Genomic DNA, 26,091 nt, shown 5'->3' on the forward strand with positions numbered 1-26,091 from the left:
AAGGCGTGAGGCGAGCGATGGACAAGGTGGAAGCGGTGCGGCAGGCGCGGGGCCTGCTGCGCGGGGCGCGCAGCGGCGTGCTGGCGACGCAGGCCGAGGGCCAGCCCTTCGCCGCCCTGGTCACCCCGGCGATGGCGGGCGACCTGTCCGTGCTGCTCTGGCTGTCGCGCCTGTCGGAGCATACGCGCCAGCTTTCCCGCGAACCGCGCTGCGCCCTGCTGGTGCAGGGCAGGGCGGCCGAGGCCAATCCGCAGACCGCCCCCCGGCTGAGCCTGACCGGCCTGGCCGAGACGGTGGAGGGCGGGGAAGCGGCGGCGCTGAAGGCGCGCTGGCTGGCGCTGCACCCCTATGCCGCGCTCTATGCCGGCTTCGGCGATTTCGCGCTGTGGCGCATCCGCCCGCAGGCGGCGCTGCTGGTCGGCGGATTCGCCGCCGCCACCCGGCTGCGCGCCGCCGAGCTGCTGCCCGACCCCAACGCGGTGGCGGCGATCGAGGCGGCCGAGCCCGGCATCTGCGCGCATATGAACGAGGACCATGCCGACGCCATGGCACGGATCGCCACAGGCCTGCTGGGACAGGAGGCGGCGGCATGGCGTATGGTGGCGGTGGATGTCGATGGCTGCGACATGGCCGCCGGCGATGCTGTCTGCCGGCTGGATTTCGCCGCGCCCGTCACGGATTCGAACGGCGTGCGCATGGCGCTGGTGGCTGCCGCGCGGCAGGCGCGCGAGGCCGGCTGAGACACTCCATCGCGGCGGCGTGATGAAAAGTTTCATGAGCTTGTCTGATAATAAGACAAGAGCACGAACATTGACCGTTCCTTGGGCAGCAGCCTAACTTGGGGGCCGACCGGCGCGCGGCGCATGGGGTGCGGTGCACGTGATGCCGCTCCGCGCCGGATCATCCCCATGGCTACTGCCCCGCCGGATTTCCGGCGGAGGAAAAGCGCCCTGACCGGAGTCCGCATCGTATGACAGCGTCTGCTGCCGTTACCGCCCTGGCTGGGACCGGTGTCACCACCACCGCCCCGCTGCATGCCAACCTCACCGCCGCCGGGCTCTATGCCCATGCGCTGCGCCGCGGCGAGGGCCGGCTCTCGGCGGACGGCGCCTTCATCGCGGTGACCGGCCAGCACACCGGCCGCTCCGTGCAGGACAAGTTCGTCGCCGACGACCCCGAGGCCACCGGCGAGATCTGGTGGGGCAAGGTCAACCAGAAGCTGGACCCGGCGAAGTTCGCCACCTTCACCGCCGATGTGCGCAGCTGGCTCGGCCAGCAGAAGGAGCTGTTCACCGAGGATCTCTATGCCGGCGCCGATCCCGCGCACCGCATCAAGGTCCGGCTGGTGACGACCAATGCGTGGCACGCGCTGTTCGCCCGCAACATGTTCATCCGCCCGCCGGTGGAGGAGCTGGACAGCTTCACCCCGGATTACGTGATCCTGCACGCGCCGGAGATGGAGGCGAAGCCGGAGCATGGTGGCCGCGCCAACTCCACCACGCTGATCGCGCTGTCCTTCGCCAAGAAGATCATCGCCATCGCCGGCACCTCCTATGCCGGTGAGATCAAGAAGTCGATCTTCACGGTGATGAACTGGCTGCTGCCGGCCAAGGGCGTGCTGCCGATGCATTGCTCGGCCAATGTCGGCAAGGATGGCGACACCGCGCTGTTCTTCGGCCTGTCGGGCACCGGCAAGACCACCCTCTCCTCCGACCCCGAGCGCGCGCTGATCGGCGATGACGAGCATGGCTGGTCGGACAAGGGCGTCTTCAATTTCGAGGGCGGCTGCTACGCCAAGGTCATCAAGCTCAGCCAGGAGGCCGAGCCGCAGATCTGGAACGCCTCGCACCGCTTCGGCGCCGTGCTCGAGAATGTCATCGCCGATGCGCGCGGCAATCTCGACCTGGATGACGGCTCGCTGACCGAGAACACCCGCTCCTGCTACCCGATCGAGTTCATCCCGGGCACCGCCCCGGGTGGCCAGGCCGGGCTGCCGAAGAATGTGGTGATGCTGACCGCCGACGCTTTCGGCGTGCTGCCGCCGATCGCCAAGCTGACGCCGGCGCAGGCGATGTACCATTTCCTCTCCGGCTACACCGCCAAGGTGGCGGGCACCGAGAAGGGTCTGGGCAAGGAGCCGCAGGCGACCTTCTCCACCTGCTTCGGCGCCCCCTTCCTGCCGCGCCATCCCGAGGTGTACGGCAAGATGCTGGCCGAGCTGATCGCCAAGCATGGCGCGCAGGTGTGGCTGGTGAACACCGGCTGGACCGGCGGCAGCTACGGCACGGGCCACCGCATGTCGATCAAGCACACCCGCGCCCTGCTGCGCGCCGCCCTCGACGGCAGCCTGGCCCATGCGACCTTCGCGACCGATCCGTTCTTCGGCCTCTCCGTGCCGCAGAACGTGCCGGGCGTGCCGGCCGAGGTGCTGAACCCGCGCGAGGCCTGGGCCGACAAGGCCGCCTATGACGCGACGGCCGCCAAGCTGGTCGGGCTGTTCGAGAAGAACTTCGAGACCTTCGCCGGCGCGGTCAGCGACGATGTGAAGGCCGTGGCCCTGCGGGCGGCGGCCTGAGCCAGAAAGGCTGGGGGGACAGGGTCCCCCCAGACCCCGCCATCAGTTTGGCGCCCCGCTGTGCCGGGGGATGGCGGCAGCCTGACAGAAAAAAGAAGGGGTCCAGGGGAATTCATTCCCCTGGCCTTTTTTTGTGGCCGATTTTTCCGTGGCGCTGTCCGTCCTGAGCGTTCATAACGCCCGCCGGGCGCGCCGTTTCGGCCGCCTGGACCCGCGAGCGTGCGGGAAAGACTGGAGGCTGCTCCGGGCGCGACCCCTCGACTGAGCAGGGGCGTGGCGGCGTTTCCGGCCACATGGGTGCGTTCCGCGGTTCACCCCCGCGGCCCCTCCATGCCGCCCGAGACGCCGAGGATCCTCCCCCCTGGGAGGGCGAGACCCGGTCCGGCACTGGCGCTTCCCGCATCGCTCAACCGACACCCGCCTTCCGGGCGGGAGACGCAGTGCCCGTGACGACGGGCCGCGATGCCAAGGGACTTTCATGTTCGACAATTACTTCCGCAAGGACATCGCCTGGGGCGGCAAGACGCTGACGCTGGAGACGGGCAAGGTCGCCCGCCAGGCCGATGGCGCCGTCATGGCGCGCCTTGGCGACACCATCGTGCTCTGCACCGTGGTTGGCGCCCGCTCGGTGAAGCCGGGGCAGGATTTCTTCCCGCTCACCGTGAACTACCAGGAGAAGGCCTTCGCCGCCGGCAAGATCCCCGGCGGCTTCTTCAAGCGCGAGGGGCGCCCGTCGGAGGCGGAGACGCTGATCTCCCGCCTGATCGACCGCCCGATCCGCCCGCTCTTCCCGGAAGGCTTCCGCAACGAGGTCCAGGTCATCGCGACGGTGCTGTCGCATGACATGGAGAACAGCCCGGACATCGTGGCCCTCGTCGGCTGCTCCGCCGCGCTGACGCTGTCGGGCATCCCGTTCTTCGGCCCGGTGGGCGCCGCGCGCGTGGCCTATATCGACGGCCAGTATGTGCTGAACCCGACGCTGGAGCAGATCAAGAACACCCAGCTCGACCTGGTCGTCGCCGGCACCGCCGAGGGCGTGCTGATGGTCGAGTCGGAAGCGCATGAGCTGACCGAGGAGGTCATGCTGGGCGCGGTGACCTTCGGCCATCAGGGCTTCCAGCCGGTCATCGAGGGCATCATCGAGCTGGCCGAGAAGGCCGCGAAGGAGCCCTGGGACCTGCCGGAGGAGGATCCGGCGGTGGCCGCGCTGAAGGCCAAGCTGGCCGAGCTGGGCCGCGGCGCCATCGCCGAGGCCTACAAGGAGACCCAGAAGCTGGTCCGCCAGGGCAAGGTGGGCGAGGCCAAGAAGGCGATCCTGGCGCAGCTCTCCGAGGACGAGGCCGCGATGGCCAAGGGCCTGCTGAAGGAGCTGGAGGCGGACGTGGTCCGCAACGCCATCCTGGACACCGGCCTGCGCATCGACGGCCGCGACACCAAGACGGTCCGCCCGATCATGGCCGAGGTCGGCGTGCTGCCGCGCGCCCATGGCTCGGCGCTGTTCACCCGCGGCGAGACCCAGGCGCTGGCCGTCGCCACGCTGGGCACCGGCCAGGATGAGCAGATCATCGACCAGCTCGCGGGCGAGTACCGCGAGAACTTCATGCTGCACTACAACTTCCCGCCCTACTCGGTGAACGAGACGGGCCGGATGGGCAGCCCCGGCCGCCGCGAGATCGGCCATGGCAAGCTGGCCTGGCGCGCGATCCACCCGCTGCTGCCGGAGAAGGACAAGTTCCCGTACACGATGCGCGTGGTCTCCGAGATCACCGAGTCGAACGGCTCCTCCTCGATGGCGACCGTCTGCGGCACCTCGCTGTCGCTGATGGATGCCGGCGTGCCGCTGAAGCGCCCCTGCGCCGGCATCGCCATGGGCCTGATCAAGGAGGAGCGCGGCTTCGCCGTCCTCTCCGACATCCTGGGCGACGAGGACCATCTCGGCGACATGGACTTCAAGGTGGCCGGCACCGAGCAGGGCATCACCGCCCTGCAGATGGACATCAAGATCACGTCCATCACGCCGGAGATCATGAAGATCGCGCTGGAGCAGGCCAAGGGTGGCCGTCTCCACATCCTGGGCGAGATGGCCAAGGGCCTGACCGGCGCCCGCACCGATGTCGCCGCCAACGCGCCGAAGATCACCGTGATCAACGTCCCCAAGGACAAGATCCGCGAAGTGATCGGCACCGGCGGCAAGGTGATCCGCGACATCGTCGAGACCACGGGCACCAAGATCGACATCGAGGATGATGGCACGATCAAGATCGCCTCGACCTCGCCGGAGGCCACCCAGGCCGCGATCGACCGCATCCGCGGCATCACCGCCGAGCCCGAGATCGGCGTGATCTACAACGGCACCGTGGTGAAGACCGCCGAGTTCGGCGCCTTCGTGAACTTCCTCGGCGCCAAGGACGGGCTGGTCCACATCTCCGAGCTGGCCAATGAGCGCGTCGCCAAGACCACCGACATCGTCAAGCAGGGCGACAAGGTGAAGGTGAAGGTGCTGGGCTTCGACGACCGCGGCAAGGTGAAGCTGTCCATGCGCGTGGTCGACCAGGCGACCGGCGCCGACATCTCCGACCAGGTCGGCGCCCGCCGCCCGCGCGAGGAAGGCGAGGGTGGCGAAGGCGAGGGCCGCCGCGAGCGTTCCGACCGGGGCGAGCGCCGTCCGCGCCGCGACCGCGACTGAGGCCGGGGGCGGGGCGCGCAATCGCCCCGCCTGGCCGCCGCGGCCTTGCCGCGGCGGGCCGCCCCTGGCAGGGATGGGCCGGGCACCCCATGTGCCGGCCTGCCGCGCGGCGCGGCTCCCGGGGCATCCCCCGGGCCTCGCGCCCCGGACCGCCGGCGGCGGGCTCCACAAGAAGGGCTGCGGGATGCGCCCGACTTGGGATATATGACGATCTCGTGATGAACGGACTGTAGGACGGTAGGCTGCGGTGAAGGCGATCAACGCGATCCGGATGGGCGGTGTGGACGTTCTGCCCCTCGTCGAGGGCGGCAAGGGCGTGGCCGTGTCCACGGGGGCTTCCTGTGGGGAATGGGCGGGCGCCGGCGGCGTCGGCACCTTCTCGGGCGTCAATGCCGACAGCTACGATGCCGATGGCCATGTCATCCGGCAGGTCTATCATGGCCGCACCCGCCGCGACCGGCATGAGGAGCTGGTGGCCTATGGCATCTCGGGCGGCATCGCCCAGGCGCGGGAGGCCTATGAGCGGGCCAATGGCCAGGGCCGCATCCACATCAACGTGCTGTGGGAGATGGGCGGCGCGGAGCGTGTGCTGCGCGGCGTGCTGGAAGGCGCCAAGGGGCTGATCAACGGCGTCACCTGCGGCGCCGGCATGCCCTATCGGCTGGCCGAGATCGCCCGCGAGTACAACGTCTTCTACTACCCCATCGTCTCCTCCGCCCGCGCCTTCGGCGCGCTGTGGAAGCGCAGCTACTCCAAGGTGGCGGAGCTGCTGGGCGGCGTGGTCTATGAGGATCCCTGGCTGGCGGGCGGCCATAACGGCCTGTCCAACTCCGAGGACCCGAACAAGCCCGAGGCGCCCTATGAGCGCGTGCGCAAGCTGCGCGAGCAGATGCGCGCCTTCGGCCTGGGCGATGTGCCGATCATCATGGCCGGCGGCGTCTGGTGGCTGGAGGAGTGGGAGGACTGGATCGACAACCCGGAGCTCGGGCCCGTCGCCTTCCAGTTCGGCACCCGGCCGCTGCTGACCAAGGAAAGCCCGATCAGCGACGCCTGGAAGCAGCGCCTGCTGACGCTGAAGCCCGGCGACGTGCTGCTGCAGCCCTTCTCGCCGACCGGCTTCTACTCCTCGGCCGTGCGCAACGACTTCCTGCGCGACCTCGAGGCGCGCAACGAGCGCCAGGTGGCGATCAGCCCGGAGCCGGTGGGCGAGCACACCGCCGAATACGGGGTGGGCCCGCGCAAGCGGCTGGTCTGGCTGGCGCCGGGCGATCTGGAGCGGGTGCATGGCTGGGAGGCCCAGGGCTTCACCGAGGCGCTGCGCACCCCGGACAGCACGCTGGTCTTCGTCACCCCCGAGCAGTCGCGCGAGATCCTGAAGGACCAGACCGACTGCATGGGCTGCCTGTCGCATTGCCGCTTCTCGAACTGGACGCAGCACGGCCCGGATTACAGCAACGGCAAGAAGGCCGATCCGCGCTCCTTCTGCATCCAGAAGACGCTGCAGGACATCGCCCATGATGGCGAGGTCGAGCACAATCTGATGTTCGCCGGCCACAACGCCTATCGCTTCGGCCAGGACCCCTTCTACTCGAACGGCTTCATCCCGACGGTGAAGCAGCTGGTCGAGCGGATCATGTCCGGCCGCTGAGCCGGGCAGCGGGTTTCAGCCGCTCCTGCTCAACAATTGGTGAACGCGCCCCGGCCCCGCCGCGGGCGCGTTTTCTTTCGGGCCGGCCTCGCCTAGGGATGCGGTGTCGAAACGAAAGGGTGCGGCCATGATCCGTGCGATCGAAGGGTTCCTCGGGCTGCCGGTGGTCGAGGTGCTGGCGCGCATCCTGCTGACCTTCCCCTTCTGGGGCAGCGGCCTGGCGAAGCTGATCGACTTCCAGGGCGGCGTCGCCGAGATGGCGCATTTCGGCCTGCAGCCGGCGGCGCTGGTCAATGCCGCCGTGATCGTCACCCAGCTCGGCGGCTCGGCGCTGGTCATCCTGAACCGCTGGACCTGGCTGGGGGCGGGGGCGCTCGGCGTCTTCACCGCGCTGACCATCCCGCTGGTGCACCGCTTCTGGGCGCTGGAGGGGGAGCGCGCCATCATCGCCTTCCACACCGCGACCGAGCATGTCGGCATGATCGGGGCGCTGGTGGTGGTCTCCATCCTGGCCGAGCGCCGCCGCCGCAGCGAGCGCGGCGGCCTGGCCTTCCGCGGCGCCGCCGCGGAGTAACCCGCGCCGCAGGCCGCGCAAACCCGCCCGCGCCGCGGGGCGCCAGCGGCCGAACCGCCGCGGCCCACCGGAAAAAATCAGGGCGTGGTCAGCAGCCCCACCGTGGCGCCGGTCATGCAGCAGGCGATGTTGGCGGCGACCAGCGCCGGCATGCCGAGCTTCACGATATCGGCCCGCCGCTCCGGGCACATGCCGGTCATGCCGGCCAGCATGATGCCGACCGAGGCGAAATTGCTGAAGCCGCACAGCGCATAGGTCAGGATCAGCCGGCTGCGGGCGTCGAGCCCCATGCCGCCGGAGGTCGCCAGCTCCAGATAGGCGATGAACTCGTTCAGCGCGACCTTGATGCCGAGCGCGGCGCCGACGGCCGGGATATGCTCGTCCGGCACGCCCATCAGCCAGGCCAGCGGGCGGAAGACGAAGCCCAGCAGCGCCTGCAGGGTCAGCCCGGTCAGCGGCTCCAGCACCATATTGGCCAGCGCCACCAGGGCGACGAAGACGATCAGGCTGGCCATCACGCCCAGCAGCAGCGACAGCCCGTCCGCCGTGCCGCGCACCAGCGCCTCCATCGTGCTGTCATAGAGGCGCGGGGCGATGTGCTCCTCCGGCGCCGGCGGGCCGGGCGGCCCGGGCGGGCGCATCAGCGCCGCCGCCAGTACCGAGGCGGGGGCGGAGATCAGGCTGGCCACCAGCAGCTGGCCGGCGACATCCGGCACCACCGGCGCCAGCAGCGCCGCATAGACCACCATCATGTTGCCGGCGATGGTGGCCAGCCCCGCCGTCATCACGATGAACAGCTCCGCCTCGCTCAGCCGGCCCAGCCAGGCGCGGATCAGCAGCGGCGCCTCCACCATGCCGACAAAGACATTGGCGGCGACCGAGAAGCCGCAGGCGCCCGACAGCCCCAGCGCCCGGCGCAGCAGCCGCGACAGCAGCCCGACCACCACCGGCAGCACCCGCCAGTGATAGAGCAGGGCGGAAAGCGCGCCGACCACCAGCAGCAGCGGCAGCGCCTGGAAGAACAGGATGAAGCTGCCGCCCGGGCGGATCTCGGCATAGGGCAGCGGCGCGCCGCCGAGATAGCCGAAGACCAGCGATGTGCCGGCCTGCGTCGCCTGCGACAGGGCGGTGACCGCATCGCCCAGCAGGGCGAAGCCGGCGCGCAGCACCGGCACATGCAGCAGCAGCGCGGCCAGGCCGAGCTGCAGCCCGAGCCCGGCCAGGATGATGCGCCAGGGCAGCGGGCGGCGCAGCCCGCCCGCCAGCCAGGCGAGGGCGGTGAGCCCGAGCAGGCCGAGGCCCGATTGCAGTTGCAGCAGGCTCATGGAGCGGGGGATCCGGAAGGGCGGAAAAGGAAGGGAAAGGCCGGGCGCGCCCGGCGGAACGCGGCGGCGGCCAGGCTCAAGGTGCGGGCAGGGAGGGGGTGTCGTCCAGCTCCACCTGCTCGATCCGCGCCCCGCTGCGCTGCAGCTTCTCGGTGCTGATGTCGATCTGCCGGATGTCGTCCTGCGCCTGGTTGAAATGGGTCTTCAGCCTGGCCACCCGCTCGCCCAGCCGGCCGACATCGGCCACCAGCTTCGCCACCTCCCCCTGGATGCGGCCCGCCTGGGCGCGCATGCGCACATCCTGCATCAGCGCCCGCATCGCCGAGAGCATCGCCCAGAGCGTGGTGGGGGAGGCGATATAGACCCGCTTGCGCTGCGCCTCGTCCACCAGCGCGCCGAAGCCGGTGTGCAACTCGGCGAACACCGCCTCGGAGGGGACGAACAGGATCGCGGCCTCGGCCGTCTCGCCGGGGATCAGGTATTTGCGGGCGATGTCGTCGATATGCCGGCGCATATCGGTGGTGAACTGTCGCGCGGCGACGCTGCGGGCGGCGGCATCCTCGGCCTCGCGCAGCGCCTGCCAGGCCTCCAGCGGGAATTTGCTGTCCACCGCCACGGGGCCGGGCGGGTAGGGCAGGCGGATCAGGCAGTCGCAGCGCGTGCCATTGGACAGCACATGCTGCCAGGCGAAGCCCTCCGGCGGCAGCCTGTCCTCGATCAGCTGGCGCAGCTGCATCTCGCCAAAGGCGCCGCGCGCCTGCTTGTTGCCCAGGATGCCGGCCAGCGTGCCGACCTGCGCGCCCAGCGCCTCCATGTTCGCCCGCGCGGCGTCGATCACCGCCAGCCGCTCCTGGATCTGGCCCGCCGTCTCCTGCGCCTTCTCGGTCTGCGCCGAGAGGCTCTGCGCCAGCTTCTCATTCTGCGCGGCGATCGCCCGGGTCAGCGCGGCGGAGGATTCGGCGATGCGGTCATTCTGCGCCTGCAGCGCCTCGGCCAGGCGGCGCGCATTCTCCTCCAGCCGGGCGGCCAGCATGCGGTCCTGCTGCGCGAGGCGATCGGTGGTCAGCCCGGCCAGCCGCTCCTGCGTGCCGGCCAAGGCCTCCAGCTTGCCAGCCAGCAGCGCGAAGCCCTCCAGCGCCGGGTCGCGGCGAGGGCGGCGGAGCATCGACGCCATGAACAGCACCGACAGGACCAGCACGGCCAGCAGGGCAACAGGGAGAATCCAGTCGGGCATCGTCATCTCTCCAGTCTAGCGCAGCGGGGGAGGCGCCGCCTCCCCCGCACCCCCGCCGCCGGGGGGACAGGGTCCCCCCGGACCCCGCCATCAGCGGGGCTGTTGACAGGCTTCCCAATAGAGAGAAAAATTCTCTCATGGGAGAATTATCGACCACCGATCCGCTGGAGCAGCGGCTGGCGGCCTGCCTGGCGCGGCTGCGCGCCGAGCACGGGCTGTCGCTGGAGGAGCTGGCCGGCCGCACCGGCATCAGCCGCGCCACCCTGTCGCGGCTGGAACGGGCCGAGGCCAGCCCGACCGCGGCCATGCTCGGCCGGCTCTGCACCGCCTATGGCCGCACCCTGTCCTGGATGATGGGGGAGGTGGAGGCGCAGGCCCCGGCCCTGGTGCCGGCAGCCGCGCAGCCGCGCTGGACCGACCCGGAGAGCGGCTTCCGCCGCCGGGTGGTCTCACCGCCCGGGCCGGGGCTGCGCGGCGAGCTGCTGGAGGTCCGGCTGCCGCCGGGCGCCCGCGTCGCCTATGCGGCCTCGCCCATCGCGGGGCTCGAACATCATCTCTGGCTGCTGGAGGGCGTGCTGGAGATGGCGGTGGAGGGGGAGGAGCACCGCCTCTCCGCCGGGGATTGCCTGCGCTACCGGCTGCACGGCCCGTCGCGCTTCCATTGTCCAGCCGGGGGCGCCGAGGCGCGCTACGTCCTGGCCGTCATCCAGCCCTGAGGACAAGGCCTGCATGCTCATCGAGGAACTGAATGCCGACACGCTGCGCGAGGCGCTGCCCGAGCTGACGGAGATTCTGGAGGGCTGCGTGGCGGAGGGGGCCAGCATCGGCTTCCTGCTGCCGATGCCGGCCGGCGAGGGCGAGGCCTATTGGCGCGGGCTGGAGGGCGCGGTGCGGGAGGGCGCGCGGCGCATCCTGGTGGTGCGGCGGGAGGGGCGGATCGTGGCCACCGGTGCGCTGGCGCTGGGCGCGCTGCCCAATGCGCGGCACCGGGCGGAGGTGTCGAAGCTGCTGGTGCATCCGGCGGCGCGGCGCCAGGGCCTGGCGCGCGCCCTGCTGGCGGCGCTGGAGGCGATGGCGCGGCAGATGGGGCTGCGCCTGCTGGTGCTGGACACCAAGCCCGGCGATGCCGGCGAGCCGCTGTACCACGCGACAGGCTGGACCCCCTGCGGCACGATTCCCGGCTATGTGCTGGATGATGGCGGGCGCAGCGTGTCGCCGACGCTGTTCTTCTACAAGCCGCTCTCTGACTGACGGCGGGGTCCGGGGGGACCCTGTCCCCCCGGCGGTGGGGTCTGGGGAGGCGGAGCCTCCCCAGCTGTCTTCCAGTTTGGTCTGGGGAGGCGGAGCCTCCCCAGGATCTCAGTGCCGGAAGTGCCGCATCCCGGTGAACACCATGGCGAGCCCGGCTTCGTCGGCGGCCGCGATGACCTCATTGTCGCGCATCGAGCCCCCCGGCTGGATGACGGCCGTGGCGCCGGCGGCGGCGGCGGCCTGCAGCCCGTCGGCGAAGGGGAAGAAGGCGTCGGAGGCGACGACCGAGCCATGCGCCAGCGGGGCTTCCAGCCCGGCGGCCTTGGCGGCCTCGGCCGACTTCCAGGCGGCGATGCGGGCGGAATCGACGCGGCTCATCTGCCCGGCGCCGACGCCGACGGTGGAGCCGCCCTTGGCGTAGACGATGGCGTTCGACTTCACATGCTTGGCGACGCGGAAGGCGAAGATCAGGTCGGCCATTTCCTGCTCGGTCGGCGCCCGCTTGGTCACCACCTTCAGGCTTTCGGCGGTGACGCGGCCGGCATCGCGCGACTGCGCCAGGAAGCCGCCGGAGACCGAGCGGATGACGCGGCCGGGCGCGGCCGGGTCGGGCAGGCCGCCGGTCAGCAGCAGGCGCAGGTTCTTCTTGCGGGCGAAGATCGCCTTGGCCGCGTCATCGGCATCCGGCGCCACGACCACCTCGGTGAAGATGGCGGAGATCTTCTCGGCGGCGGCGGCGTCCAGCACGCGGTTGGCGGCGACGATGCCGCCGAAGGCGGAGACCGGGTCGCAGCGCAGCGCCAGATCCCAGGCCTGGGCCAGCGACTCGCCTTCCGACACGCCGCAGGGGTTGGCGTGCTTGACGATGACGATGGCCGGGCGGTCGAACTCGGCCACGCATTCGAAGGCGGCGTCGGTGTCGTTCAGGTTGTTGAAGGACAGCTCCTTGCCCTGCACCTGCCGGGCGGTGGCGATGCCCGGGCGGTCGCTGCCATCGGTGTAGAAGGCGGCCTGCTGGTGCGGGTTCTCGCCATAGCGCAGCGTCTGGCGCAGCACGCCGGCGGCGGCGAGCCGCGGCGGGAAGTCCTGCTCCAGCTTCTGGGCGAACCAGGTGGAGATGGCGGTGTCATAGGCCGCGGTGCGGGCGAAGGCGGCGGCGGCCAGGCGCTTGCGGGTGGCGAGCGTCGTGCCGCCCTGGGCCTCGATCTCGGCCTGCAGCTCGGCCATCTGCTCCGGCGCGGTCACCACCGCGACGTCCTCATGGTTCTTGGCGGCGGCGCGGGTCAGGGCCGGGCCGCCGATGTCGATCTCCTCCACCGTCTCCTCATAGGAGGCGCCCTTCGCGACGGTCGCCTCGAAGGGGTAGAGGTTGGAGACCAGCAGGTCGATCGGGGCGATGCGGTGCTCTTCCATCTGCGCCACATGCTTCGCATCGGCGCGGCGGCCGAGCAGGCCGCCATGGATCTGCGGCACCAGGGTCTTCACGCGGCCATCCAGGATTTCCGGGAAGCCGGTGTGGTCGGACACGTCGACCACGGCCACGCCATTGTCGCGCAGCAGCCGCGCGGTGCCGCCGGTGGAGAGGATCTCCACGCCCTTTCCGGCGAGGAAGCGGGCGAAATCCAGCAGCCCGGTCTTGTCATGCACCGAAATCAGGGCGCGGCGGATGGTCACGATATCGGCCATGGCGGTCGAACCTTCCTGCAGTCTCGTCGGGCGCGGCTTAGACCGTTGCGCGGCACGGCTCAACCGAGCGCTGCGCGGGTCTCCCTTCCGCGCGAAGCCGGGCGGCGCGGAACGGGTCGGGCGGGGAGGCGGAAAAAAACGCGCCCGGCACACGAAAACGTCAGAAAAGCGAATATTTTTAACGTCTTATTAGGGAATTACACGGCATAGTGAGCGTGCGCCAGGGAAGAGGCGCCGCCGGCGAAACCGGCACCCCCGGCCCAAGGCCGGCGGATGGACCCGCAGAAGCCCCGTCCCACGAGCCGCCAGCCCCACCGGGCGACGCGGCGCCAGGGCTCCGCCGCCGGCGGCCCCGATGGATGGAACAGCCGGCCGCTCCGGCGCCGCTCAAGGATGCAAAAGCGTGTCTCACATCGCCGCCACCTTCGCCCCCGCCTCCGCCCCCGCTTCGGTCCTGGCCGCGCTGCCGACGGCGCTGGCCCTCGGCACCCCGCGCGAGGAAGAGGCCGCGGCCTTCCGCAGCGTCGCCGCGACGCTGCTGGCGGCGCGCGACGCCGGGCATGAGGCGCGCGCTTGCGCGCTGCGGCTGAACCGCCGCCTCTGGCAGGCGGTGCTGATCGCCCTGGCCGCGCCGGAGAACACGCTGCCGGTGGCGCTGCGCCAGAGCCTGGCCGGGCTCGGCTGCACCATGCTGCGCGAGATGGACCGCAACCGCCCCGACCTGGCCTTCCTGGCCGGCATCAACCAGGAGATCGCTTCCGGCCTCGCCGCCTGCCAGTAAGCACAGGCCGGGCGGCAGGCCGGCCCCGCCTCGGGACAGGGTCTCAGGGCAGGGCCGGATCCAGGCTGACCCAGAGCGTGCCCTCAAAGGGCAGGGCGGCGAAGCGGCGGTTGATCTCCGCCAGCGTCTCGCCCGGATCGAGGTCGGGGAACAGCTCCGGCCGCACCCAGCGGGCCATCGCCTCCAGCGCCAGGATGTTGGTGGGCACCGCGTTGAAATGGTTCCACACCCCATGCGCCCGGCCGTGGCGGATGGCGGAGAGCCCGGCGAGGCCCGGGCCCTGCAGCACGGCGCGCAGCGACGCCCGCGCCGCCTCCCGCGTGATGCCGGGACCGATGCTGAACTTGTTCCGCGGCAGGCCGGTGGTGATGTAGACCTCCGGATCCTCGGTGATCACCTGCTCCAGATGCAGCATGCCGCCCTGCCCCGGCGGCAGCAGGCCGGCGCCCAGATTGCGGGCGCGCAGCTCGGCCAGGAAACTGCCCAGCCCCGCATCGCTCCACACCCAGCAGCAGCTCTCATTGCCGGCGAAGGCGTGCAGCATGACGCGCGGCCCCGGCGCGGCGCTGGCCGCCACGGCGTCGCGGATGCGCCTCAGGCGCTGCTCGTAGAAGGCGGCGAAACCCTCGCCCTGCGCATCCTGGCCCAGGGCGCGGCCGAGGGCGCGCATGCTGGGGGCGGTGTTGCGCAGCGGATCGCGGTTGAAATCCAGCACCAGGCAGGGAATGCCGGCGCCTTCCAGCGCGCGGAGGATGCCCTGGCCGGCCGGCGTGCCCGCCTGCCACAGCGGCAGCACGGCGAGGTCCGGCGCCAGCGACAGCGCCCGCTCGATCGAGAAGCTGTCCTGGTTGCTGCTGCCGAGGCGCGGCACCTCGGCCAGGCGCGGGAAGCGCGCGGTGAAGGCGGCGGCCAGCGGCGGGTTGATGCGCGCCAGATCGTCCGACCAGCCGGCCAGCAGCGAGACCGGATCCGGCTGCAGCAGCGACAGGGCGACGAGGTCGAAGCCGGTGGCCAGCAGCAGCTTCCGCGGCGGGCGCGCCAGGGCGACGGTCCGGCCGGCGATATCGGTCACCTGGCGCGGCCAGGCGGTGCCCTGCGCCCGGGCGGGGGGCGCCCCGGTGAGGGTAAGGGCGCAGGGCGGTGCCAGCAGCAGGCCGGCAGCGAGGAGGGAGCGTCGGCGCAGCATGGGGCGCAACTAGACGCAAATGAGAATTAGTGTCAACAACCCGGCCCTTCCGAACTGAGACTGCAGGATTGCCGAATGCGCATGCGTGTCAAATCCCCGGTGTTTCCTTTCCAGGGCAGCAATGTTCGCCACGCCGCGGCGCTGCTCTGCGGCACCGCGCTGACCCTGTCCCTGGCGCTGCTGCCGGCCAGCGCCGGCGCCCAGGAAGCGGCAGCGCTGCCGGCGGGCACGGTGCAGCTGCCGAACCTGACCATCGGCGCGGCGCGGGAGAGCGCGACCACGGCGGTGCCCGGCTTCACCGCCACCACCAGCGCCACCGCCAGCAAGACCGACACGCCGCTGCTGGAGACCCCGCAATCGGTCTCGGTCATCACCGCCGGGCAGATGGAGGCGCGCAACATCCAGTCGGTGAAGGAGGCGCTGTCCTACAGCGCCGGCGTGCGCACCGGCACCTATGGCTTCAGCCCGCGCTTCGACGATTTCATCCTGCGCGGCTTCGACGCCACCTATACCGGGCTGTTCCGCGACGGGCTGCGCCAGTCGGGCAATTCCTTCGCCATCTTCCGCACCGAGCCCTATGGGCTGTCCGCCATCAACGTGCTGCGCGGGCCGGGCTCGGCGCTGTATGGCTCGGCCACCGCCGGCGGCTTCGTCAACCTGGTCACCAAGCGGCCGCTCTTCGAGCCCTTCGGCGAGGTGGAGCTGCAGATCGGCAATCATGACCGGCTGCAGACGCGCTTCGACCTGGGCGGGCCGCTGGGCGAGGAAGGCCGCGCCGCCTATCGCGTCACCGGGCTGTGGCGCGATGCCGACACGCAGAATGCCAGCGTGCCGGATGACCGGATCTACATCGCCCCCGCCTTCACCTGGAAGGCGGATGACCGCACCACCATCACCCTGCTCGGCGCCTATCAGCGCGACCTGACCGGCGGCACCGTCACCTCCTATTACGACGCGCAGCGCGGGCTGACGCGGCTGCCGAGCGGCGACCCCGCCTTCAACGATTTCCATATCGAGCATTGGCGCCTGGGCTATGAGCTGGAGCACCGGCTGACCCAGGATGTGACGCTGCGGCAGAATCTCCGCTTCGGCCATATCGATACGGATCTCGAATACAGCTACATCCTCGGCATCGCGCCGGATGGGCGCAGCGCCACGCGCGGCGCCGGGCTGCGGCGCCAGCAGCTGAACACGCTGGCCGTCGACAACCAGGCGGAATGGCGCTTCACCACCGGCGCCGTGCAGCACACCATCCTCGCCGGCATCGACTATCTCTACACCAGCTATCGCAGCAGCGGCGGCGACTATTACGACGCGCCCTCGCTCGACCTGGTCAGCATGAATTACGGGCAGCAGGCCTTCCGCCGGCCGGACACCACGCTGCGCAGCAGCCAGCGGCAGGACCAGCTCGGCGTCTATGTGCAGGACCAGATGCGGCTCGGCCAATGGATCCTGACCCTGTCGGGCCGGCATGACTGGGTGGAGACGACCACACGCGACCGCATCGCCGGCAGTCGCGACACGCAATCCGACAACGCCTTCAGCGGCCGCGCGGGTCTGCTCTATGCCTTCGAGTCCGGCGTCTCGCCCTATGTCTCCTACGCCTCCTCCTTCTATCCGGCGGTCGGCACCAACACGGACGGCAGCGGCTTCAAGCCGATCACGGCGGAGCAGTGGGAGGCCGGCGTGAAATACCAGCCGCCCGGGCGCAACAGCATGATCACCGCCTCGGTCTTCCACATCACCCAGCGCAACGGCATCTTCGGCGACCCGCTCTCCTTCGGCTTCCAGGGGCAGCGCGGCGAGGTGCGCTCGCGCGGCTTCGAGCTGGAGGGCAGCGCCGATCTCGGCGAAGGGCTGAAGCTGCTGGCGGCCTACACCTATCTCGACCCGAAGATCACCGAGGCCAGCGACAACACCGAGGGCAAGGTGCCCTCCGGCCAGCCGCGCCACCTGCTGTCGGGCTGGGCGGATTACACGATCAGCGACGGGCCGCTGCGCGGGCTGGGCTTCGGGCTGGGAGCGCGCTTCATCGGCTCCTCCTACCGCGACGACGACAACAGCGGCGGCAAGGTCGGCGCCGTCACCCTGTTCGACGCGGCCATCCGCTACGACCTGGACGCGCTGGCGCCGGAGCTGCGCGGCATGCGGCTTGCCGTCAACGCCACCAATCTCGGCGACCGCGACTATTCCTCCTGCGCGCAGAGCTACTGCTACTGGGGGGATGGGCGGACCGTCATCGGCTCGCTGCGCTATCGCTGGTGAGGTTTGCGGGGGCGCTGCCCCCGCGCCCCCGCCGGGGTGGCAGGGCCACCCCGGACCCCGCCATCGGTTTTTGTTTTCATTGCGCATCTTTTGCGCTGTGCTGCGGCGAGCAAGGAGCCGCGCATGAGCAAGAGCTTTCACCTGTCGCTGGCGCCGCAGGCGCTGAACCAGCCGATCCTGCCCTGGCGCTGGGACCTGCAGGGCGCACAGTTTTCCCTGTTCAGCATCAATCTCGGCCAGACGCCGCGGCCGGAGGTGGAGCAGGCGGTGCTGGAGGAGGTGGGCAGCTATGGGCGGCAGCTGGGCCGCATCGGCGATGCGCTGGAGGTGCTGCTGCGCCATGTGCGCCTACCGGCGCTGACACCGGAGGAGCGCGACATGCTGGCCGTGCTGGAAGGCCAGTTGGCGCAGATCCGCGGCATCAAGCGCCGCTCAAACTGATGGCGGGGTCCGGGGGGACCCTGTCCCCCCGGTGGTGGGGTCTGGGGAGGCAAAGCCTCCCCAGATGTCTTTCCGTTTTGTCTGGGGAGGCAAAGCCTCCCCAGAGCACTCAGTGCGCGACCGCCCAGTTCGCCCCGTGGCCGATCTCGGCCTTCAACGGCACGCGCAGCGTGGCGACGCTTTCCATCACCTGCCGCACGCATTCGGCGGTGGCGTCCACCTCCGCCTCGGGCACCTCGAACAGCAGCTCGTCATGCACCTGCAGCAGCATGCGGGCGGAGAGCCCGGCCTCGCGCAGCGCCGCCGGCATGCGCACCATGGCGCGCTTGATGATCTCGGCCGCGCCGCCCTGGAAGGGGGCGTTGATGGCGGCGCGCTCGGCATTGCCGCGCCGGGCCTGTTCCTTGGCCTGGATGCCGTCGATCCACAGCTTCCGCCCGAAGGGGGAGAGCACATAGCCCTTCTCCCGCGCCTCGGATTTCAGCCGCTCCATCTCCTCCAGGATGCCGGGATACTGAGAGAAATAGGCGTCGATGATGCCGCGCGCCTCGCCCGGGCCGATGCCGAGGCGGGCGGCCAGGCCGAAGGCCGACATGCCGTAGATGATGCCGAAATTGATCGTCTTGGCGCGGCGGCGGGCCTCGCGGTCCACCTGGTCCGGCGCCAGGCCGAAGATGTCGGCGGCGGTGCGGCTGTGGATGTCCTCGCCCTTGGCGAAGGCGTCGCGCAGCGAGGGCACATCGGCCAGATGCGCCAGCAGCCGCAGCTCGATCTGCGAATAGTCGGCGGCCAGCAGCACATGCCCCGGCTCGGCGACGAAGGCGCGGCGGATGCGCACGCCCTCCTCGGTGCGGATCGGGATGTTCTGCAGGTTCGGCTCGGTGGAGGAGAGCCGGCCGGTCGAGGTGACGGCCATGGAGAAATCCGTGTGCACCCGCCCGTCGCGGCGGTCGATCTGCGCCGCCAGCCCCTCGACATAGGTGGATTTCAGCTTGGCCAGCTGGCGCCAGTGCAGCACGCGGCGCGGCAGCTCATGCCCGCGCGCGGCGAGATCCTCCAGCACCGAGGCGTCGGTGCCCCAGGCGCCGTTCTTGCCGCGCTTGCCGCCGGGCAGCTTCTGCTCGTCGAACAGAATCTCTCCGAGCTGCTTCGGCGAGCCGACATTGAAGGGCTTGCCGGCCAGCTCGTGGATCTCCTGCTCCAGCACCACCATGCGCTGGGAGAAATCCTCGCCGATGCGGGCCAGCTCGGCGCCATCGACCTTGATGCCGGCCATCTCCATGTCGCGCAGCACGGCAACCATGCGGCGCTCGACCTGCTCATACAGCGCCAGGCTGCGGTCGGGCAGCAGGCGCGGGCGCAGCGCCTGCCACAGGCGCAGCGTGACGTCGGCATCCTCGGCGGCGTAGGCGGTGGCCTTGTCGAGCGCCACCTGGCTGAAGGGGATGCGCGCGCGGCCGGTGCCGGTGACCTCGTCGAAGGGGATCGGCCGGTGGCCGAGATGGCGCAGCGACAGCTCGTCCATGCCATGGCCGTGCCGGCCGGCATCCATGCTGTAGGAGATCAGCATGGTGTCATCCACCGGCGTCACCGCCAGCGCGCCATGCTCGGGGCGCGCCAGCACCTCGAGATCGTATTTGGCGTTGTGCAGGATCTTCAGCACGGCGGGGTCGGCCAGCAGCGGGCGCAGCGCCTCCACCACCGCCTCCTGCGCCAGCTGGGCGGGGGCGGCGGGCGCCTCGGCCAGCAGGTCGCCGGAGCCGGGCGGGGGGCCGTGCCGCAGCGGCACATAGCAGGCGCGGCCGGGCGCGACCGCCAGCGAGAGGCCGACGAGGTTGGCGTTCAGCGCGTCCAGGCTGTCCGTCTCGGTGTCGATGGCCAGCAGCCCGCCCGCCCGCGCGGCGTCGAGGAAAGGCTGCAGCGCGGCCAGCTCGGTCACCGTCTCATAGGGGCCGAAGGGCGCGGCATCGGCCGCGGGGGTGATCTCGGTGCTGGTGGCGGCGGCCGGCTCGGGCAGGCCGGGAACCGCACCATTGGTGGCGAAGCGCGGGCGGGAGACGGGGGCGCTTTCCGGCGCCGTGTCGCCATCCAGCCCCATGCGGTGCAGCAGCGAGCGGAAGCCCTGCTCGCGCAGAAAGCCGGCGAGCCGGCCGGGCTCCGGCGCGCGGGCCAGCAGCTGGTCGACCGGGGCGGGCAGGGGCGCGTTCTCGTCCAGCAGCACCAGGCGGCGGCTGATGCGCGCCTGCTCGGCGAAATTGATCAGCGCCTCGCGCCGCTTCGGCTGCTTGATCTGCGGCGCCGCGGCCAGCAGCCCTTCCAGGTCGCCATATTCCAGGATCAGCGTGGCGGCGGTCTTCACGCCGATGCCGGGCACGCCCGGGACGTTGTCGGTGGAATCCCCGGCCAGCGCCTGGACATCGACCACCTTGTCCGGGGTGACGCCGAATTTCTCCAGCACCTCGGGCTCGCGGATCGGCTTCTGCTTGATCGGGTCCAGCAGCTGCACGCCGGGGCGCACCAGCTGCATCAGATCCTTGTCGGAGGAGACGATGGTCACCTGCCCGCCGAGCTCGACAAAGCCCTTGGCATAGGCGGCGATCAGGTCGTCGGCCTCGAAGCCCGGCTGCTCGACGCAGGCGACGCCGAAGGCGGCGGTGGCCTCGCGGATCAGGCCGAATTGCGGCACCAGCTCGGGCGGCGGCTCCGGCCGGTGCGCCTTGTAGGCCGGGTAGATCTCGCTGCGGAAGGTGATGCGCGAGCTGTCGAACACCACGGCGATATGGGTGCCGACATGCTTGGTGAGGAAATTGCCGAGCATGGTGGTGAAGCCGAAGACGGCGTTCACCGGCACGCCATCCGGCCGCGTCATCGGCGGCAGGGCGTGGAAGGCGCGGAAGATGTAGCCCGAGCCGTCGACCAGGATCAGGTGCGGCTGGGATTCGGCGGTCTCGGGCGCCAGGGCGGGCTGGGCGCCCGGGGCGCCCGGGACGGGGTCAGTGATGGTCGCCGCCCCCCGCGCCCTCGGCCAGCACATAGGTGCGGGAGCAATAGGGGCAGGTGATCTGCGTGTCCTCGATGCGCAGCGCGACACCGGGATGGCCGAGCGCGCCGCCGCCGCCATCGCAATTCACCACGCGGCTGTGCACGGTGATGATCTCTTCCGGCGTCACGCCGGGGGTGGCTTTGGGGGCGTAGCCGGTCAGCTTCGCATCGCGCATCGGGTCATTCCCGTCACTGAAGGTCCGGCGGAACATAGGCGCAACGCCCGCCCGCCGCCAGACGCGATGGGGCGGCAGGCGGCGCCAGGCTGAGGCTTGGCTACGGCAGCGCAACAAGATCGTGGACCCGCGCGGCCGCGCCGCGCTATGGCGGTAGGCCATGCTGCGCTGCTTCCAGACCGAACGCCGCCCTTCCCCCGCCACCGCCCCGTCTCCGGCGCCGCGCCGCGCCGGGCGCGGCCTCGCCCTGCTGGCGGCGGCGCTGCTGGCCGCCTGCGCGCCGCGGGTGGAGCCGGCCGGCCCGGTGATCGCCACCCCGGCTCTGCTGCCCGAGCAGGACACGCTGCTGGCCGCCGATGGCGCCAGGCTGAAGCTGCGCCACCGCGCGCCGCCCGAGGGCGTGGCGCCGCGCGCCGTCATCCTGGCGCTGCACGGCTTCAACGACCATTCCGGCAATTTCCTGATCGACGGCTTCGACCGCCTGGCCGAGGGCGGGGTGGTCACCTACGCCTATGACCAGCGCGGCTTCGGCGCCTCGCCCGGCCGCACCCTCTGGCCGGGGGCGGAGAGCATGGCGGCGGATGCGGCGGAGGCGCTGCGCCTGCTGCGCAGCCGCCATCCGGACCTGCCGCTCTACCTGATGGGGGAGAGCATGGGCGCGGCCGTCGCCGTGCTGGCGGCCACCGGCCAGCCCCTGCCGGTGGATGGCATCCTGCTGATGGCCCCCGCCTTCTGGTCGCGCGCCGAGGTGGGGCCGGTGGCCACCGGCGCCTTCTGGCTGCTGGCGCACACCCTGCCGGCGCTGGCCTTCCCGCCGAGCGCCGGCAACATCACCGCCAGCGACAATATCGACGCGCTGCGCCGCTTCGGCCGCGACCCGCTGACCATCAAGGACACCCGCATCGACGCCGCCTGGGGGCTGTTCGGCCTGATGGACCGGGCGACGCAGAGCCTGGCGGGCTGCTGCGCCGCGCCGACCCTGGTGCTGCAGGGCGCGCAGGACCGCGTGGTGCCGCCCGAGGTGACGCGCGCCGCCCTCTCCCGCATGCGGCCCGAGGCGCGGCTGGCCCGCTACCCCGACGGCTTCCACCTGCTGCTGCGCGACGGGGTGAAGGAGCAGGTGGCGGACGACATCCTGGCCTGGATCCGCGACCCGCGCGCGCCGCTGCCCTCCGGCGCCGATCGCGAGGGCCAGGCCTGGCTGGGCCGCCCGGCGCCGGCCCTGGTCGCCGCCGCGCCCATCCCCGGCGGCTAGGCCGCGCGGCGCGCCAGCGCCTCCAGCCTGGCCAGGGCGGTCTCCTGCCCCGGCAGGGCCGCGAACCCGGCCGCCAGGCGCCGCGCCGCCGCGCGATGCGGGGCGCTGCGCAGCAGGCGCTGCATCGCCTGGTGCAGCGCCCCTTGTGTCGCCGCCAGCGGGTCCAGCGCCTCGGCCACGCCGAGCGCCACGCAGCGCGCCGCATTGTCCGGCTGGTCGGCGCCCATCGGCAGCAGCAGCAGCGGCACGCCCGCGGCCAGCGAAGCCGCCACCGTGCCGGAGCCGGCATGGCACACCGCCAGCGCGCAGCGCGGCAGCAGCATCGCCTGGTCGACGAAACGCTCCACCCGCACGCCGGGCGGCGGCGCGCCCAGCTCCGCCGGGTCGATCTGCGGGCCGGTGGCCAGCACGGCGCCGGCCGGCAGGAAGCGCAGCGCCGCCAGCATGCGGGACAGCAGATCGCCCGATTCCTGGTTGAACACCGTGCCCAGCGTCAGATGCAGCAGCGGCCGCGCGGCAGCGCCTCCAGCCAGGGCGGCGGCGGGCTGGCGGGCGGGGCATCGGGGCGGAAGCTCAGCGCGCCGGCGGGCAGCGGGCAATCCGGGTCGCGCAGCGCCGGCGGGAAGGGGTTCAGCCAGAGCGGCGGCGCATCGGGCGCGGGCGGCAGGCCGAGCGCCGCGCGCAACGGCGCCAAAGCGGGCGCCAGCAGGGCCGGCCGCGACAGGCGCCCGGCCGCGATCACCCCCAGCACGGCGCGGGGCAGGCCGGCCTGCTCGGCGGCCAGCATCGCGCCGAAATCCATCTCGTCGCAGAGCAGCGCATCGGGCCGCCAGGCCGCGATCAGCGCGGCGATGGCCGGCGCCCGCGCCGCCGCCACCCGCCCGGCATAACCCTGCGTGACGGCGCGCTCCTCCCGCGCCGGGTCCAGCGCCAGAAGCGGGCGGCGCGCCTCGGCGGCCAGCAGCGTGTCGCCGCCGCTTTCCGCGGCGGCGAAGCCTTCGGCACGCACCGCCTGCAGCATGCCCTCCTGGGCCGCGAAGAGGATATCGTGTCCGCGCGCCGCCAGGGCGCCGGCCAGCGGCAGCAGCGGCCGGAAATGCCCGGCGCCGCCGGCGAAGCCCAGCAGGAAGCGCATGGCGTGGCGCTCAGCCGGCCAGATTGGCCAGCACGATCTCGCGCCAGATTCGCAAGGGCGTCACCCCCTGCTCCGGCTGGTCGTAGAGGCCGCAGAAACACACCATGGCGAGCTTCGCCGCCGGCATCAGGTAGAGCCGCTGGCCGCCATTGCCGAAGGCGCCCAGCCAGGGGCGCGGCCCACCCAGGGCGGGCACATGACCGCCGCCCTGGTACCAGAGGCGGCGGTAATGCAGCCCGTCGCCGGTCGGCAGGCCGGGGCGCGTCAGCTCCGTCAGCCAGCCTGCCGGCAGCACGCGGCGTCCCTCCCACACCCCGCCCGCCAGCACCGCCTGGCCGATCCGCAGCAGTCCCGGCGCGGTCAGACGCAGGCCGGACGCGGCCGAGGGCACGCCATCCCGCCCCGCCGCCCAGCCGCCGGATTCGATGCCGAGCGGCGCGAACAGCGCATCCCGGGCGAAATCCGGCAGGCTCTGCCCGGTGCCGCGCGCGATCAGCGCGCCGAGCAGCGCCACCGCCCCGCCGGAATAGGTCCAGCGCGTGCCGGGAGGCTGCCGCACCGGCTGCTCCAGCACATAACGATAGCGGTCGGGCGCCGCCTCCATGGCGATCTCGCTATTCGCCGGGTCGGTGTAGGGACGGCTCTCATCCCAGGCGAGGCCCATGGACATGTCCAGCGCATCCGCCACCCGCAGACGCTGCCGCGCCGGGTCGGCGCCGAGGTCGGGATAATCCGGGAATTGCGCCAGCAGCGGCGCCTCCGGCGGCGGCACCGCGCCGCGGGCCAGGGCGATGCCATAGAGCAGCCCGACCACGCTCTTGGTCACCGAGCGGAGGTCATGCGCGACCTCCGGCCCGAAGCGCACTTCTCCCAGGGGGCGGCCCCAGCTCTGGTCCACCCCCTGGCCGTAATGCGCCAGCACCAGCTGCCCGTCGCGGGCGACCAGCACCGCATGCACGCCGCGCAGCAGGCCGGAGCGCAGCCCGGCGGCGAATTTTTCTTCGAGGTCGGGGGCGAAGCCGCGGGGGCCCGCCATCGCGCCGCCGGCCATCAGGCCGAGCCCCAGCGCCGGCAGCGCACGGCGGGCGAAAGAGGGGACATGCATCGCATCCTCGGCTCCTGCTCCGGGCGGAGGCTAGGCCATGGCGGCGGCGCCAGGAAGGGGCGCGCCCTGTTGCGCCTGCCGATACGCGGTGGCGCCCGGCGCCGGCCCGGCCCTTGTTTTTGTGGCCCCTCCGGCCGGGCGATTGACCCGCTGGCGGGGCTTTGGAACGCTCCCCGGATCAGCCCCGCCAGGAGAAGCCCGTGGCCCGCACCCTGATCCGCGCCTCGCACATCATCGCCTACCAGAATGGCGGGCACCGCCACCTGAAGGACGGGGTGGTGGTGGTCGAGGATGACAAGATCCTGCATGTCGGCAGCCATTATGACGGGCCGGTGGACCAGACCATCGACGCCAAGGGCAAGGTGGTCACGCCCGGGCTGATCAACACCCACGCCCATCTCTCCGAAAGCCCGCTGGACAAGAGCTTCGTCGAGGATCGCGGGCCGCGGCAATTCTACCTCTCCGGCCTGTTCGAATTCCTCACCGCGCGCGACGGCGCCATCACCGAGGCGGCGCGCCGCGCCTGCATCGCCTATTCCATGCCCGAGCTGCTGCGCACCGGCACCACCACCATCATGGAGATCGGCTGGCATGGCGATGTGGTGGCCGAGCATGCCGAGCGTGTCGGCTTGCGCGCCTATATCGGCCAGGGCTACCGCTCCGGCCGCTGGCTGACCGCCAATGGCCGCACGGTGGACTACGAATGGCTGCCGGATGATGGCCTCGCGGGCTTCAACGACGCCGTCTCCTTCATCGAGCGCGTGGACGGCCGCGCCAATGGCCGCATCAAGGGCTTCCTGACGCCGATGCAGGTCGACACCTGCTCCGAGGCGCTGCTGAAGCGCTCGGCCGATGCCTCGCGCGACATGAAGGTGCCGCTGGCGCTGCATGTGTCGCAATCCGTGCCCGAATTCCACGAGATGACGCGCCGCAATGGCTGCACGCCGATCGAGTGGCTGGAGAAGATCGGGTTCCTGTCGGAACGCTGCATCCTTGGCCATTGCATCATTCCGGGCGAGAGCAGCTGGGCCAATTACCAGGCCGATGATATCGGCATCCTGGCCGATACCGGCGCCAATGTGGCCCATGCGGTGTGGGTGTTCGCCCGCCGCGGCATCGCCATGGAGAGCTTCGCCCGCTACCAGGAGCGCGGCGTGAACATGACCATCGCCACCGACACCTGCCCGCAGAGCATGATCGAGGCGATGCGCTGGACCTCGGTGGTCTCCAAGATCGTCGACCGCCGCACCCAGGTCGCGACCGCGGCCGATGTCTTCAACGCCGCCACGCTGAACGGCGCCAAGGCGCTGGGGCGCGAGGATCTCGGCCGCATCGCGCCGGGCGCCAAGGCCGATCTGCTGATCTGGGGCGGCGAGACGATGTTCATGACGCCGCTGCGCGACCCGATCCGCAACATCGTCTTCTCGGCGACGGCCGAGGATCTCGACACCTCGATCATCGATGGCCGCGTCGTCATGCAGGGCGGCGTGGTGCCCGGCTACGACCCGATCGAGCTGGGCCGCGAGGTGCAGAAGGGCGCCGAGGCGATGTGGGAGGGCATGAAGTCGCGCGACTGGGCCGGGCGCGATATCGAGCAGCTCTCGCCCTCCAGCTTCGAAGCGTTCCAGGAGTAAGCGGGGGGCTCCGCCCCCTGACCCCCGCCGGGGTGGCAGGGCCACCCCGGACCCCGCCATCAGATGGCGCCAAACTGAAGGCGGGGTCTGGG

Annotated in this window: 21 protein-coding genes; 12 read left to right on the forward strand and 9 right to left on the reverse strand. The window is 71.4% G+C overall.

The window, feature by feature from the left end; all coding sequences use genetic code 11:
* Positions 1–17: 17 nt before the first annotated feature.
* The 5 genes from QE401_RS18365 (at position 18) to QE401_RS18385 (ending at position 7,483) form a co-directional block, all read left to right on the forward strand.
* Entirely contained in the window at positions 18–740 is a 723-nt protein-coding gene (locus tag QE401_RS18365) for a HugZ family pyridoxamine 5'-phosphate oxidase (RefSeq protein WP_307139574.1), read from the forward strand.
* A gap of 230 nt (positions 741–970) precedes the next feature.
* Positions 971–2,575: a phosphoenolpyruvate carboxykinase gene (locus QE401_RS18370; protein WP_307139575.1), complete on the forward strand. Its 1,605-nt coding sequence runs from the start codon at positions 971–973 to the stop codon at positions 2,573–2,575.
* Between the two features lie 478 nt (positions 2,576–3,053).
* A complete protein-coding gene (gene pnp, locus QE401_RS18375; protein WP_307139576.1) occupies positions 3,054–5,261 on the forward strand; it encodes a polyribonucleotide nucleotidyltransferase in 2,208 nt (735 codons plus the stop codon).
* A gap of 247 nt (positions 5,262–5,508) precedes the next feature.
* Positions 5,509–6,909 carry an NAD(P)H-dependent flavin oxidoreductase gene (locus QE401_RS18380; protein WP_307139577.1) on the forward strand — a complete coding sequence of 467 codons (1,401 nt, stop codon included), beginning with the start codon at positions 5,509–5,511 and terminating at the stop codon, positions 6,907–6,909.
* Positions 6,910–7,036: 127 nt separating this feature from the next.
* On the forward strand, positions 7,037–7,483 hold the full coding sequence (locus QE401_RS18385) for a DoxX family protein (protein WP_307139578.1): 447 nt from the start codon (positions 7,037–7,039) through the stop codon (positions 7,481–7,483).
* A gap of 77 nt (positions 7,484–7,560) precedes the next feature.
* On the opposite strand, the gene QE401_RS18390 is transcribed toward QE401_RS18385, so the two are convergent.
* Together QE401_RS18390 and QE401_RS18395 are read right to left on the reverse strand one after the other, a co-directional pair.
* Entirely contained in the window at positions 7,561–8,808 is a 1,248-nt protein-coding gene (locus QE401_RS18390; RefSeq protein WP_307139579.1) for a NupC/NupG family nucleoside CNT transporter, read from the reverse strand.
* 76 nt (positions 8,809–8,884) lie between these two features.
* Entirely contained in the window at positions 8,885–10,042 is a 1,158-nt protein-coding gene (locus tag QE401_RS18395) for a DNA recombination protein RmuC (protein ID WP_307139580.1), read from the reverse strand.
* 137 nt (positions 10,043–10,179) lie between these two features.
* Between QE401_RS18395 and QE401_RS18400 the strand changes: the two genes are divergently transcribed.
* Together QE401_RS18400 and QE401_RS18405 are read left to right on the forward strand one after the other, a co-directional pair.
* On the forward strand, positions 10,180–10,758 hold the full coding sequence (locus QE401_RS18400) for a helix-turn-helix domain-containing protein (RefSeq protein WP_307139581.1): 579 nt from the start codon (positions 10,180–10,182) through the stop codon (positions 10,756–10,758).
* Between the two features lie 13 nt (positions 10,759–10,771).
* Complete coding sequence (locus QE401_RS18405) at positions 10,772–11,293, forward strand: GNAT family N-acetyltransferase (protein WP_307139582.1); 522 nt, start codon at positions 10,772–10,774, stop codon at positions 11,291–11,293.
* A 108-nt stretch (positions 11,294–11,401) separates the two neighbouring features.
* On the opposite strand, the gene purH is transcribed toward QE401_RS18405, so the two are convergent.
* Entirely contained in the window at positions 11,402–12,979 is a 1,578-nt protein-coding gene (gene purH / locus QE401_RS18410) for a bifunctional phosphoribosylaminoimidazolecarboxamide formyltransferase/IMP cyclohydrolase (protein WP_307139583.1), read from the reverse strand.
* Between the two features lie 403 nt (positions 12,980–13,382).
* On the opposite strand from purH, the gene QE401_RS18415 reads away from it, so the two are divergent.
* Entirely contained in the window at positions 13,383–13,760 is a 378-nt protein-coding gene (locus QE401_RS18415; RefSeq protein WP_307139584.1) for a flagellar biosynthesis regulator FlaF, read from the forward strand.
* Between the two features lie 43 nt (positions 13,761–13,803).
* On the opposite strand, the gene QE401_RS18420 is transcribed toward QE401_RS18415, so the two are convergent.
* Positions 13,804–14,946: an ABC transporter substrate-binding protein gene (locus tag QE401_RS18420; protein ID WP_307139585.1), complete on the reverse strand. Its 1,143-nt coding sequence runs from the start codon at positions 14,944–14,946 to the stop codon at positions 13,804–13,806.
* A gap of 75 nt (positions 14,947–15,021) precedes the next feature.
* Between QE401_RS18420 and QE401_RS18425 the strand changes: the two genes are divergently transcribed.
* Together QE401_RS18425 and QE401_RS18430 are read left to right on the forward strand one after the other, a co-directional pair.
* Positions 15,022–17,211, forward strand: a complete 2,190-nt coding sequence (locus tag QE401_RS18425; protein WP_307139586.1) for a TonB-dependent siderophore receptor — start codon at positions 15,022–15,024, stop codon at positions 17,209–17,211.
* A gap of 123 nt (positions 17,212–17,334) precedes the next feature.
* The gene (locus tag QE401_RS18430) at positions 17,335–17,652 is read left to right on the forward strand and encodes a hypothetical protein (RefSeq protein WP_307139587.1); all 318 of its coding nucleotides are present in this window, start codon (positions 17,335–17,337) and stop codon (positions 17,650–17,652) included.
* Positions 17,653–17,761: 109 nt separating this feature from the next.
* On the opposite strand, the gene polA is transcribed toward QE401_RS18430, so the two are convergent.
* Both polA and QE401_RS18440 read right to left on the reverse strand, forming a co-directional pair.
* Entirely contained in the window at positions 17,762–20,686 is a 2,925-nt protein-coding gene (gene polA, locus QE401_RS18435) for a DNA polymerase I (RefSeq protein ID WP_307139588.1), read from the reverse strand.
* Positions 20,646–20,870, reverse strand: coding sequence for a zinc-finger domain-containing protein (locus QE401_RS18440; RefSeq protein ID WP_271136492.1), 225 nt, complete (start codon positions 20,868–20,870; stop codon positions 20,646–20,648). Before QE401_RS18440 ends, polA begins: the two co-directional genes overlap by 41 nt.
* A gap of 160 nt (positions 20,871–21,030) precedes the next feature.
* On the opposite strand from QE401_RS18440, the gene QE401_RS18445 reads away from it, so the two are divergent.
* Entirely contained in the window at positions 21,031–22,125 is a 1,095-nt protein-coding gene (locus QE401_RS18445) for an alpha/beta hydrolase (RefSeq protein WP_307139589.1), read from the forward strand.
* On the opposite strand, the gene QE401_RS18450 is transcribed toward QE401_RS18445, so the two are convergent.
* The 3 genes from QE401_RS18450 to QE401_RS18460 are packed head-to-tail and all read right to left on the reverse strand — an operon-like array spanning position 22,122 to position 24,365.
* Positions 22,122–22,607, reverse strand: a complete 486-nt coding sequence (locus QE401_RS18450; RefSeq protein ID WP_307139590.1) for a glycosyltransferase — start codon at positions 22,605–22,607, stop codon at positions 22,122–22,124. The genes QE401_RS18445 and QE401_RS18450 overlap by 4 nt on opposite strands.
* A gap of 11 nt (positions 22,608–22,618) precedes the next feature.
* Positions 22,619–23,260: a glycosyltransferase family protein gene (locus tag QE401_RS18455; RefSeq protein WP_307139591.1), complete on the reverse strand. Its 642-nt coding sequence runs from the start codon at positions 23,258–23,260 to the stop codon at positions 22,619–22,621.
* Between the two features lie 10 nt (positions 23,261–23,270).
* Positions 23,271–24,365 carry a serine hydrolase domain-containing protein gene (locus QE401_RS18460; protein ID WP_307139592.1) on the reverse strand — a complete coding sequence of 365 codons (1,095 nt, stop codon included), beginning with the start codon at positions 24,363–24,365 and terminating at the stop codon, positions 23,271–23,273.
* A gap of 200 nt (positions 24,366–24,565) precedes the next feature.
* Here QE401_RS18460 and QE401_RS18465 point away from each other — a divergent pair, with 200 nt between their 5' ends.
* Positions 24,566–25,999: a chlorohydrolase family protein gene (locus tag QE401_RS18465; RefSeq protein WP_307139593.1), complete on the forward strand. Its 1,434-nt coding sequence runs from the start codon at positions 24,566–24,568 to the stop codon at positions 25,997–25,999.
* Positions 26,000–26,091: the final 92 nt, after the last annotated feature.

Source organism: Pseudoroseomonas cervicalis (assembly GCF_030818485.1).
Lineage (GTDB): Bacteria > Pseudomonadota > Alphaproteobacteria > Acetobacterales > Acetobacteraceae > Pseudoroseomonas > Pseudoroseomonas cervicalis_A.